At 43.9% G+C, this 12,426-nt stretch carries 11 protein-coding genes; 10 read left to right on the forward strand and 1 reads right to left on the reverse strand.

Features of this window, described 5'->3' with window-relative positions:
• Positions 1-204: 204 nt before the first annotated feature.
• The 10 genes from ndk to FOR85_RS06860 all read left to right on the forward strand — a co-directional run bounded on the left by ndk (position 205) and on the right by FOR85_RS06860 (position 12,218).
• A complete protein-coding gene (gene ndk / locus FOR85_RS06815; protein WP_144297275.1) occupies positions 205-636 on the forward strand; it encodes a nucleoside-diphosphate kinase in 432 nt (143 codons plus the stop codon).
• Between the two features lie 354 nt (positions 637-990).
• Positions 991-2,232: a 23S rRNA (adenine(2503)-C(2))-methyltransferase RlmN gene (rlmN, locus tag FOR85_RS06820; RefSeq protein WP_190295513.1), complete on the forward strand. Its 1,242-nt coding sequence runs from the start codon at positions 991-993 to the stop codon at positions 2,230-2,232.
• Positions 2,233-2,476: 244 nt separating this feature from the next.
• A complete protein-coding gene (gene pilW / locus FOR85_RS06825) occupies positions 2,477-3,412 on the forward strand; it encodes a type IV pilus biogenesis/stability protein PilW (protein ID WP_223808554.1) in 936 nt (311 codons plus the stop codon).
• Complete coding sequence (locus FOR85_RS06830) at positions 3,409-4,224, forward strand: helix-turn-helix domain-containing protein (protein WP_144297276.1); 816 nt, start codon at positions 3,409-3,411, stop codon at positions 4,222-4,224. Before pilW ends, FOR85_RS06830 begins: the two co-directional genes overlap by 4 nt.
• A 126-nt stretch (positions 4,225-4,350) precedes the next feature.
• Complete coding sequence (gene ispG / locus FOR85_RS06835) at positions 4,351-5,466, forward strand: flavodoxin-dependent (E)-4-hydroxy-3-methylbut-2-enyl-diphosphate synthase (protein WP_102076372.1); 1,116 nt, start codon at positions 4,351-4,353, stop codon at positions 5,464-5,466.
• Positions 5,467-5,582: 116 nt separating this feature from the next.
• Complete coding sequence (gene hisS / locus FOR85_RS06840) at positions 5,583-6,881, forward strand: histidine--tRNA ligase (protein WP_144297277.1); 1,299 nt, start codon at positions 5,583-5,585, stop codon at positions 6,879-6,881.
• A 58-nt stretch (positions 6,882-6,939) separates the two neighbouring features.
• Entirely contained in the window at positions 6,940-7,743 is an 804-nt protein-coding gene (locus FOR85_RS06845) for a tetratricopeptide repeat protein (protein ID WP_223808555.1), read from the forward strand.
• Positions 7,744-7,986: 243 nt separating this feature from the next.
• The gene (bamB, locus tag FOR85_RS06850; RefSeq protein WP_144297278.1) at positions 7,987-9,195 is read left to right on the forward strand and encodes an outer membrane protein assembly factor BamB; all 1,209 of its coding nucleotides are present in this window, start codon (positions 7,987-7,989) and stop codon (positions 9,193-9,195) included.
• A 495-nt stretch (positions 9,196-9,690) separates the two neighbouring features.
• Positions 9,691-11,133 (forward strand): ribosome biogenesis GTPase Der, encoded by a 1,443-nt coding sequence (gene der / locus FOR85_RS06855; protein WP_144297279.1) that lies wholly within the window; start codon positions 9,691-9,693, stop codon positions 11,131-11,133.
• 242 nt (positions 11,134-11,375) lie between these two features.
• Positions 11,376-12,218: a hypothetical protein gene (locus FOR85_RS06860; protein WP_144297280.1), complete on the forward strand. Its 843-nt coding sequence runs from the start codon at positions 11,376-11,378 to the stop codon at positions 12,216-12,218.
• On the opposite strand, the gene FOR85_RS06865 is transcribed toward FOR85_RS06860, so the two are convergent.
• Positions 12,199-12,426 (reverse strand): IS1 family transposase (locus FOR85_RS06865; protein ID WP_144297281.1); only part of this gene is annotated, 228 nt, incomplete at its 5' end. The genes FOR85_RS06860 and FOR85_RS06865 overlap by 20 nt on opposite strands.

A 12,426-nucleotide genomic window follows, 5' to 3' on the forward strand; every position in this document is an offset into this window, starting at 1 on the left:
CTGAGTTTACTTTTTTGCAAGGTATGGTCATAAATTAACCCTATCATTTATATCGTCAACCATTATAATAGGCAGCAATCCTGTGTTGGCACTCAGGTTGCCGCATTGGCAAATAAAAATGGCTTAATTTAGCCGATACCAACACAGTGGCCAAAGACATAACAATTTATTTCTTATCCAACCCACTCTTAATAGGAGCTTTTCATGGCTAACGAACGTACTTTATCTATCATCAAACCTGACGCAGTAGCTGGTAACCACATCGGCGCTATCTACGACCGTTTTGAAAAAGCGGGTCTAAAAATTGTTGCCGCTAAAATGCTACAACTTGATGATGAAAAAGCAGGCGGTTTTTACGCTGAGCACGCTGAGCGTCCATTTTACAACGACCTAAAATCTTTCATGATGTCAGGTCCAGTATTGGTATCAGTGCTAGAAGGCGAAAACGCAATCGCTAAGCACCGTGAAATCATGGGTGCAACCAACCCGAAAGACGCTGATGAAGGCACTATCCGTGCTGACTTCGCTAGCAGCATCGATGAAAACGCCGTTCATGGTTCAGATTCAGCTGAATCAGCAGCCCGTGAAATCAGCTACTTCTTCAATGAAGATGAAGTTTGTGCACGTACGCGTTAATAGTAGCAGTTATTGATAATCGCTTTGATGCTGGTTATCGATAATTAGTGTAGCAAGACGGCTTATATCTTTTGGTATAAGCCGTTTTAGCTATAATAGTTTGATTCTATATTGAAATTCTTAAAGATCTGCCTCATTATTAGTTTTACGAGCATTATCAATCCCTTATCAGCATATTGTCATGATGTTTTTATAAAATTTATGTGTTTATAGATATTTTGATAAAAGAAGCGGATAAAAATGCGCTCATAACGGATTGCTTATGCCCTCATACATCAGATGTATGATTAACTGGCAACGCCCATCTCAATAATTGCAGCGCTTATTTTAGTGGCTGCAAAAAGGTTACCTATTATGTCCACTCTCGAAACTCCTATCCAACATATCCCAGCACAGACTGCTAAAAAGCCTGCTAATAGCATTAAGCTTGTCGATGAAGCACAAGCGAAAACCAACTTATTGGGCATGACGCAAGCGCAACTGGCCGATTATTTCAAAAGTATTGGCGAAAAGCCGTTTCGTGCAACGCAAGTGATTAAATGGATTTATCAGCATGGGGTGACCGATTTTGAGCAAATGACCAATTTGAGCAAATCCTTGCGCGATAAATTATCCGCCCATGCTTGTGTTACGCCGCCAAAGGTCATTCATCGTCAGTATAGCGATGATGGCACGCGTAAATGGGTCTTTGAAGTCACGGGTGGCTCATTGGTTGAGACGGTATTGATTCCGGCAGATGATAGCAAGCTGAACGGTCGCAAAACCTTATGTATATCCTCGCAAGTCGGCTGCGCGCTAGACTGTAGTTTTTGCAGTACTGGTAAGCAAGGTTTTGAGCGTGATTTAACCGCTGCCGAAATTATCGGCCAATTATGGGTGGCGAATGCTTCTTATATGAGCGATGACAATGACAGTTTGGAAAACGTTGATCATAGCTTATGGGAAAACAACGTCACCAATGTCGTGATGATGGGTATGGGTGAACCTTTATTAAATTATAAACCCGTGGTTGGCTCAATGGAGCTGATGCTAAGCGATCATGCTTACGGTTTATCAAAACGCCGTGTGACGCTATCGACTTCAGGTGTGGTGCCAAAAATGTACCAATTGGCGCAAGATATTGATGTGGCATTGGCGATATCCTTGCATGCACCAAATGATGAGCTGCGTAACGAGCTGGTGCCGATTAATAAAAAATATCCATTAGATGAGCTGATTGCCGCGGCAAAAAACTACGTTTATGATGTTAATCCGCGTCATAAAAAGCATGTCACGATTGAATATGTCATGCTTGATGGCGTCAATGATAGCAATGAGCACGCCCATCAGCTGGTGGCATTATTAAAAGATTTGCCAAGTAAGATTAACCTGATTCCGTTTAACCCGTTCCCGCATGCGCCGTATGATAAATCGAGCAATAACCGCATTCATGCCTTTAGCGATATTTTAAGCCAAGCGGGTTTTGTGTGTACCATTCGCCAAACGCGCGGTGATGATATTGATGCCGCTTGTGGTCAATTGGTTGGACAAGTGGCGGATAGAACGCGTCGTTCAGCAGCGTGGCAGCAAAGTATTAAAGATCGAGAAAGTATTTAATGCCTTTTTATTGTCTAAAGTTAGGATTAAATATTTGCTGATTGACAAGTGAGTAGGTAAGGCAATGAATTGAATTGCTTAACTGTCTTTTTTATCTCACAACGGTAATAAAATGTAGTTACGGGCATCAATAACAAAGAGCAGTACAATTAATATCAACTAAATTGTACTTATGGGTGCTAAATCTATTAAACTGATGCCTCGATGATCGAACGCATTGACCCACAGTTTTATGATGGCGGCTATGATGACTTTTAAAAATCTTTGTCAGTTCAAATATCCAACCTTACTTCCTCAACCGACGCAGCAATCAGCTGCCAGTATTGCCCACACGCGCGGCGCAAAAGTTATTTTGTTAGCCAGTGCGCTCAGTACTTTGTTATTAAGTGGTTGTCAAAGTACGACGACCACAGACTTGATTGGTAATGCACCTTATCAAACATCGACGCGCCCGAGCGACAATCGTAATTTAGATCAGCAAGAAATTGCTCGCGTTCGCACGTCACTTGCTGCACAATATATCCGCAAAAATGAGCTCGATGCCGCCCAGCGCCAACTTGAAAAAGCCTTTGCTGCCGATAGCCGTTATGCGCCCGCCTATGATATGATGGGCATTTTGTTGCAGCAAGAGGGCAGTCGCCTTAATCTTGCAAAAGCCGATCAATACTTTAAAAAAGCCATTATGCTAGATAAAGATTTTGATCAAGCGCACAATAATTACGGCGTTTATCTGTCGCAAATGAAGCGCTATAAAGAGGCGGCGGAGCAGTTTGAGATTGCAGGGGCGGCGCTTGGCTACGAAGGCCGGATTGGAGCGTTAGAGAATTTAGGGCGTACCTATCTTCAGCTCAATGATCATCCAGCTGCTGCCAAAGCATTTTTGCGCGCATTAGATGGCAATCGCAATAGTGTGATTGCGCACATTGAGCTGGTTGATTTGCTACTTGAGCAGCAACGTGTACAGCAGGCTCAAAGGCTTTATGATGAAACCTTATTACTGGTACAAGGGCAGGGTATTAGCCCGCGTTTGCTATTACAGGGTATCAAACTTGCAGCGGCACAAAATAACATAGCAACGCGCCAGCAATTGGCTCAGCAGCTTTTATCCGCTTACCCACTAAGCGATGAAGCAAAACAACTTAAGATTTGGCTTAATAATCCAGAGGCACCATGGAAATGACCACCCCATCATCAAACACACAATCTAACGCTCAGGGATCATTTGGTGCCATGTTGCAGCAAGCCCGCAAAACCAAACAAGTCAGTTTAGAAGAGGCTGCTGCCGAATTATTTATCTTAAAACGTCATTTACAAGCGCTCGAAAATGAGAATTTTGCGGATTTACCACAAGCGGCGTTTGCACGCGGTTTTGCGATTAACTACGCCAAGTTTTTGGGTTTGGATCCCACAAAAGTAGCGAGCAGCTTTGATGCCGCTTACCCTAATGAGCTAAAAGCGCGCGCCCCTCAGAATATTGAGTCGCCACTACGCCCGATGGGTACGTTGCAGCGCGATACTCACAATCGCATTCGTTTTAATCCCTTATTAATCATCGCCGTGATTGGCGTTATTATTTTAGCGATTTTCTTATTTCGCATGGTGTCTAACGCTAGTAAAGACAATAATGAGCAACCAGTAACGACTAGCGAAGATATCTCAGCGCTAGAACAAGCGCAAGGTGCGGCGATTGATGTTGATAGTAATGGCGTTGGTGCGTCTGGCTCGGCGCTGAATTTGGGCGGTGAAAGTACAGCTGCCGCTACGCTCGACGTGAAGCTGACCGATGCCGCTGTTGTGGTGATTACCGATGCCTCGGGTAGTAATCTGATGAATGGCTCGCAAACTGCTGGCGATTATAAGTTATCAGGTACACCACCTTTTAACGTACAGATTGATAATGTCAAAAATGTCAGCTTACTGCTTAATGAAGAAGCGGTGGCGTTAGACAGTTATGCTACAGGTACGCAGGCCAGTTTTGAGCTTGCACCTTAATATTTAATAGCTATTAAACATAACAAAACGATTGTTCTTAACAAGCTGTTAGCGTTAAAAAGTAATGTTGGTTTCCAGATTTTAGTTTTAATTCGTTCCAATTTGTTCCAATGAAAGGGTTTGTCTATGTCAACGTCAGCGCCTATTAACCGTCGTCTTACCAAAAAAATACACGTTGGTGATGTCGCAATCGGCGGCGATGCACCGATTAGTGTGCAAAGCATGACCAATACCGATACTTGTGATGTAGAAGCGACCGTTGCCCAAATCGAGCGCTGCGTCGAAGCGGGTGCGGATTTAATGCGCGTGTCGACACCGACAATGGACACCGTCAACGCCTTTGCCGAGATTCGTAAGCGGGTTAGTGTACCCCTTATCGCAGACGTACATTTTGATCATAAAATCGCCCTAGCGGTTGCAGCAGCGGGCGCCGATTGTCTGCGGATTAACCCGGGTAATATCGGTAGCGACGCCAAAGTCCGCGAAGTGGTCGCTTGCGCCAAAGATTATAATATTCCGATTCGTATTGGCGTCAACGCAGGCTCATTAGAAAAAGACATTCAGCGTAAATATACCGAGCCAACCGGTGAGGCGATGCTTGAATCAGCGATGCGCCATATCGATATCTTAGAGCGTTTAAACTTTGATCAATATAAAGTATCGGTAAAGGCCAGTAATGTATTTTTGACTTTAGATGCCTATCGTCTGATTTCTGCGCAGATTGACAATCCGCTGCATTTAGGCGTCACCGAAGCGGGCGTGTATCGTACTGGCGCGGTGAAATCTGCGATTGCTTTAGGCGGTCTGTTATTAGACGGCATCGGCGATACCATTCGTATCTCTTTAGCGGCAGAGCCAGAAGAAGAAATTAAAATCGGCTTTGATATTTTGAAATCGCTCAATATTCGCTCAAATGGTGTTAACTTTATCGCTTGCCCAAGCTGCTCGCGCCAAGAGTTTGATGTGATTAAAGTAATGACCGCATTAGAGTCGCGTTTAGAAGATATCCGTGAGCCGATGAATTTGTCGGTGATTGGCTGTAAGGTAAATGGTCCCGGTGAAGCGAAAGAGGCGGACATTGGTATTGTCGGTGCCGCACCAAAATCGCTGGTCTACCGTATGGGCGAAAAAAGCCATTTGATTGATACCAATAATTTGGTTGATGAAATCGAAGGCATGGTGCGTGCGCATGCCGAAGATTTGGCAAAAAAACGTGAGAATGAAATTATTCGCGTAAAATAAGTCGCCACCCTGATGTATTTTCTGATTAAAATAAAGCGCGATTATCAATAAAAACCGTCATTACCAATAAAAGTATTAGAGATAGCTTGTTAAAAATTTAAGGATGTGACCGTACTATGATTAAAGCAATCAAAGGGTTTAATGATATTTTGCCTGAGCAGTCTGCAAAATGGCTGCACTTAGAGTCAATATTGGCAGATGTATTAGGCAGATACGGTTATGAGCATATTCGCCTGCCTATCGTTGAGCAAACCGACTTGTTTGCGCGTGCTATCGGCGGTGCCACTGATATCGTCGAAAAAGAGATGTATAGCTTTACCGATAAGTCGGAGCCGCCAACGCCATTGGCATTGCGTCCAGAAGGCACGGCAGGGGCAGTACGCGCGGTGATTGAGCACAATTTATTGCGCGGTGATACGCCGAAACTTTGGTATATAGGCCCGATGTTTCGCTATGAGCGTCCACAAAAAGGTCGCTACCGCCAGTTCCATCAATTGGGTGTCGAAAGTTTTGGTAGTGCGTTACCAGATGCTGATGCCGAGCTGATTGCTATGACGCATTTGATGTGGCAAGAGCTTGGTCTAAAAGATGAGATGCGCTTAGAGCTTAATAGCTTGGGTGAGCTTGATGAGCGTCATGCTTATCGCGAAGCATTGGTTGCATATCTAACTGACAAACAAGAGCAGCTAGATGAGGATAGCAAACGCCGCTTGACGACCAATCCATTACGTATTTTAGACAGTAAAGAGGCGAGTACCCAAGCGCTATTGGCAGAGGCGCCAAAGCTTGCTGAGTTTTTGGGTGCCGAAAGTAAAGCGCATTTTGAACAAGTGCAAGCGTATTTAACCGCACTTGGGATTGAGTTTGAGATTAATCCGCATTTAGTACGTGGTCTTGATTACTATAATAAAACCGTATTTGAGTGGGTCACTGATAAGCTTGGTAGCCAAGCGACCGTTTGTGCCGGTGGCCGTTACGATGGTTTAGTTGGCCAATTAAAATCTATCGGGATTCCTGATGATAAAGGGAATAATAAACCCGTGAAGTCTGAGCCAGCCGTTGGTTTTGCGATGGGACTTGAGCGCTTATTACTGCTTATCGACGCTGTATCACCGATAGCAGAGTTGCCCGCTTGTGATGTTTTTGTGGTTGCCCATCCAGAAGTTTATAGTGCGGGTATCAGCTATGCGCAAGCGCTGCGTTATAGCCGTCCTGACTTACGCGTAAAAATGGCGAGCGCAACCAGCTTAAAAGCGCAAATGAAAAAGGCTGATAAATCGGGCGCGGCGTTGACAGTGATTATCGCTCAGCAGGAACTCGATGATAATACCATTAGTATCAAAGACATGCAGACGGGTGAGCAAAAAACAGTCGCGCAAGACTGGTTGTCAACTAAAGACAACTTCGTTCGTTAATAAGCGATTGTGGTTTTAGCATTAAAAATTTCATATCAATTTTATCAGGTAAAAATATATGGCTCTGACACCCAATTCGCCAAATGCAGACAATTCAATGCAAGCGTTAAAGCAATATGGCAGCTATATTGTCACTGCGATTTTATTGGCGTTAGCAGCCTATTTTGGCTGGACGTATTGGCAAAACAACCATGCGCGCGTCGATACGGTGGCCGCCGACCATTACGCCGATATTCAACGTTTAAATGAAGAAGTCAGCCTCGCATCACAAAACCCAGACTTAGAAGCAGAGGCACAAGCGTCGCTAGCAGAGAGCCGTAAAAATCTAGATAAAGATATTGATGCTCTAGTAAGCACCCATGGCAATTCAGTCTATGCGTGGCAAGCGCTAATGATTAAAGCGCGTCAGCAAGTGGACAGCGATGATTTTAAAGGTGCAGGTGAGACCTTTAAAAAGGCACTGGCAATCGATTTAGGAGATGCAGGTCTACAAGCGATTACCCGTCTGCGCTATGCTAAAACACTATTGGCAGCGGGCGATGCCGATGCTGCTTTAGCTGAAGCTAATAACGATATGCCAAGCTCGTTTGAGGCAAGCCAGCAAGAGCTATTGGGTGATATTTATTTGGCGCAAAATAATAAAGACGCGGCGATTAAATCTTACAATAATGCTTGGGAGTTGTTACGTAGCCGTCAAGAGACGCGTGCAGTATTGGCATTAAAGATGGAAAGTCTCGGTATCGTGCCTGAACCTATTGCGCCGCAAGCAGGACTTATCCAAGAACCTGCTATGCCTGCCCAGCCAGTCGCAGCCGATGGTGAAAATGCGGCAGACAATAATAAGATAGAAGCTGGCGCATAAGCCAGTTGTTAAAAAGATACCAAAACCAAATATTAAAAAAATAGCAAAAGCGCTAATGTGCTAATAAAGAAAAATTGCAACACGATAAAACGTTGTAAAAACCCTTTTAAAACTAAGTAGCGCAGTGAGTTAAAGAGGCAGTATCAATCATAAGTGCTTATTTATTATACTTATTATTGTGTCCCGTTTACTTACTGCTAACTAATTTATTCATGATTACTTTATTGGTAGTGAGAACCTATAATGACTCAAGCTATTCGCTCAAACAAAACGATAAACGTTAAGACAATCAAAACGACGGCCATGCATGTCGCCGTCATCGCAGTGATGGCAACAGCAGTCGTTGGGTGTAATCGAGGTATCAAACCAGTCGTCAATGATCCTGTAAAGTTGGTACAAATTGCGCAGCCAATTAGCGTGCTGCAGCCGGTTTTTAGTACCGATGTTGGCAGCAAAAAAGCCAGTAGTAAAGATCCTCTTAGCTTGCAAGTAGGCTATGCCAACTCGCAAATTGTGACGGCCTCGCGCGGTGGTGATTTGACTGGCTTTGATAGTAAGGGTCAGCGCCTATGGTCAGTGAATGTAGGCGATCAAATCACCGGCGGCGTGGCATTAGATGCTCTTAGTCAGACGGCTATTGTGAGTACACGCGGCGGTTTAGTGATGGCATTTGATAGTGCCACTGGTGCCAAGCGCTGGCAGCAGCAATTAACCGGTACGGTTTTGACGCCAGCGTTAGTCAGCAATAACCGAGTAATTTTATCGGCCAATGATGGTTTCTTGCATGGTCTGTCGCTACAAAACGGTCAGTCTGTTTGGCAGTTTGCCACCCAAGTACCTCCTATCAGCGTACGTGGTACAGCAGCGCCGACACTGTTAGATGATAAAACTGCACTCCTAGCAACGGCTGACGGTCGCTTACATGCTATTACTATTGATAATGGTCTACCGCAGTGGTCACGCCGCGTTGGCGTCGGAGCGGGTAGTAGCGAAGTTGAGCGCATGAGCGATGTCGATGGTATGCCGATTGTTGATAATAATGAGTTATTTGCCATCAGTTATAGTGGTCAGCTGCTCGGTATTGACTTAGCCTCGCGTCAAGTTATGTTCGTCAATGAGCTTGCCAGCTTAAAGTCACTTGCGGTCAATAATCAACAAGTGATTGCCACCAGTTTAGACGGTAAAGTGGTCGCTTATAACCGCAGTAATGGTGAAGTGTTATGGGAAAGCGAAGAGTTGGCGTATCGTCACCTTACCAATCCTGTGATGATTGGCAATTATATAGCGGTCGGCGACTTTGACGGCGTAGTACATTTATTTGATCCTGCAAGCGGCAAAATCGTTAGCCGCGTGCAGACCAAAGGTGCTTTGACCAATTTGCAAGTACAAGGCGGTCTGTTAATGACCCAAAGTACCGCAGGACAAGTAGCGATTTGGCAATTAGCACGCTAATTTTTTGTCAGTGACGGCTTATTTAACCTCCTATTTTTTAAAGCGATGTTTTAAATCAATGTTCTAAAGCAATATTTTAAAACTAGTTGTCAAATAAAGCGTTAAATAAGCATACTGGTATTAGGTTCAAGAAAAACGCTGCTTTGTCAGCGTTTCGTGCCTTGTGTAAATTGCTTGTTTAAGTAGTGGCTTTCGCGTACTCTATGCGACCGATAAGTGCTAGGTGTTTAAGTGCTAGGTGTTAATGGTATAAGTTATGATGATTGATTGGTAATTATATCTATACGCTTAACCTACCAGACTTTGGACAATATCTTAACCAACACTTATGGCGATTGCTTAACACAAAAAGCTCACTATTATTTATCATCATTTTATCTTTATCTTTATCATTTATTTAAATTTGCGGTCGAGTAGCGTTATTATTCTTAATATAAGCGTAAACGCAGCGTCCGCCATTGTACACATCACTGTGTCATTCACTGAGAGTAACCCATGAGTATCAAGCCTGTGGTCGCCTTAATTGGCCGTCCAAACGTCGGTAAATCTACCTTATTTAACCAGTTCACTAAAAGTCGGCAGGCATTGGTTGCTGATTTGTCAGGGCTGACTCGTGACCGTCAATACGGTGATGCGACTTATGAAGACAAATCCTTTATCGTAGTCGACACTGGCGGTATTGGCGAAGCTGACGATGGCAGCGGCAACATTGATGACTATATGTCTGAGCAGTCGCATACTGCCATTCATGAAGCCGATATTATCGTTTTCGTCGTTGATGCGCGTGCCGGTATGATTGGTGCCGATGCTGAGATTGGTAAGTTTTTGCATACCCTCGGCAAGCCTGTTTATGTCGTCGCCAATAAAGTCGATGGTGTCCATGATGCTGCGCCTGCTGAATTTTATGCCTTAGGCTTGGGCGAGCCGTATCCGATGGCCGCCAGTCATGGGCGCGGTGTCGGTAACTTGTTAGAAGCGTTGACCGCTAACATGCCAACGCAAGAAAATGTCGTCGAGCCAAGAGGGTTAAAGCTTGCGATTATCGGTCGTCCAAATGTTGGTAAATCAACGCTGGTCAACCGTTTATTGGGTGAAGACCGTGTGGTGGTGTTTGATATGCCCGGTACCACGCGCGATAGTATTTATATTCCTTATACACGCGATGGTAAAGATTATGTTTTGATTGATACGGCTGGCGTACGTCGCCGCGGTAAAATCGATGAAAAAGTAGAGAAGTTCTCAGTCATTAAAACCTTGCAAGCGATTGAAGATTCTAACGTGACCATCATTGTGATTGATGCGCACGAAGGTATTGTCGACCAAGACTTAAATATGATTGGTTATGCGCTTGATGCAGGGCGTGCATTGGTAGTTGCCATTAATAAATGGGACGGTCTGACCCAAGATCAAAAAGACTATATCAAACTTGAGATGGATCGCCGCTTCAACTTTATCCCTTATGTCAAAGTACATCTTATCTCTGCGCTACACGGCACTGGCGTAGGTAATTTATACCCATCTATCTTGCGCGCTTATCAGTCGTCGATGTTTGAGGTATCAACCAACCGTTTGACGCAGATTTTACAAGATGCGGTTACGGCAAATCCGCCGCCAACGGTTTCTGGTCGCCGTATTAAGCTACGTTTTGCGCATATTGGTGGTCATAATCCGCCGGTGATTGTGATTCATGGTAACCAAACCTCTGCGCTACCAAAAAGCTATCAGCGCTATCTTGAAAACCAATTCCGTCAAGTCTTTAAGCTTGAAGGCACGCCACTTAATGTTATCTTTAAGCAAAATGAAAACCCGTACGCCAATAAGAGTGATACGCCAACCAAAGCAAAAGCGCAGCAATTACGCCAACGTGAACGCAATCGCGCACAAAAATTTACCACCAAAGATAAGCCCAGATTTACCAATAAAGATAAAAAGCGTTAATTTTGCCAGATAGTGAGTGTCTTTATTTTTTTAGCAAATAAAGAACATTTTATTTTAACTTTGCTGTTTTTCGATTCTTAGCTTTTTCTGTAGTATAAAATGCCATGATGGCTATATCAGTCGTCATGGCATTTTTTAATTTAAGACTGTGTTAAGTTACATTAAAATGTCGCATTATCCTTATCCTCTCTATAATATATCTATATTATTAATTACAAGTTGTCTTCACTCAGTTGAGTCATATGAACAACCGCTCCCCAAAAACCTTACCCATGCTTATTTGGCAATCTATCATGCAGACCATGATTTTGGCTGTATTGGCAGGTTTTTTATTGTCTTTTGTTTATGGCTTGGTGCAGCATTATAAGGAAGAACGTCGGCATACTCAGCAGTTGGCGAACCTCCTGACGCTTAGCGCGGCGAGCGTAGATGGCGATGAGGTAGTCGCTGATCAAGTGCGTTTTTTGTTAGAAAATGAGCAAAATATCGAAAGTATTTTGTTTTATACCACCTCGCAGCCAATTGCTGATAGCAATCTGTCAAAAGACGATTGGAAAAATGCTTTATTTGCCAATGCGGTCAGCTTTAATTATCCGGTCGTCGGTGACTATGTTGATGGTACTAGCACACTTTCTATCGGTAGTGATACGCTAAACTGCGAGCAGAAAAATTTTACGACTTTGACCACCATCAATACTAACTCAAACTCAGAGAGCGACCCTATAAGCGACTCAGTGAGCGAAATGTCGTCTGATACCGCCTTGGTCGGCTATATCAATATTACTTTAAATGTGGCGGCACTGCGGGCAGATTGGGTGCAAAGCAATTTATGGCTGTGGTTAATGACAACGTCGTTGGCGATTATCTGGGCGCTATTTATTTTGCGCAAACTAAACTGGCCATCAAAAGATATCGACGCACTGACCGAAGTTTGCGATACTGTGCTAAAAAACCCTGAGCTTGAGCAGCTACCGGCGATTCCGCAGCGCTTTAAATTTGAAGAATTGGTGCAGATTAAGCAGGCTTTTATTACTTGTTGGTGGTGTTCTAAAAAGTATGCTGGCATCAGACATAGCCATAATTGACATAGAAGAATACCAAATCAAACACCTTAAAGTGGTTATCAAACTTCTTTGAGAAGCAGCAGGTCTTTCGAACGGCTCGTCGCAATCGGTGCCTAAGGCGACAGTTATTACCTTCTATGCCTACCGTATGCTGCTTGCCGATTTGTTTCTTGTCAGGCTTGAATGCGGTTATAAAGCTATCCCAGTTATCCATGCTAATAGAGCCATA

It is taken from the genome of Psychrobacter sp. YGAH215 (assembly GCF_007280595.1).
GTDB classification, from domain to species: domain Bacteria; phylum Pseudomonadota; class Gammaproteobacteria; order Pseudomonadales; family Moraxellaceae; genus Psychrobacter; species Psychrobacter faecalis.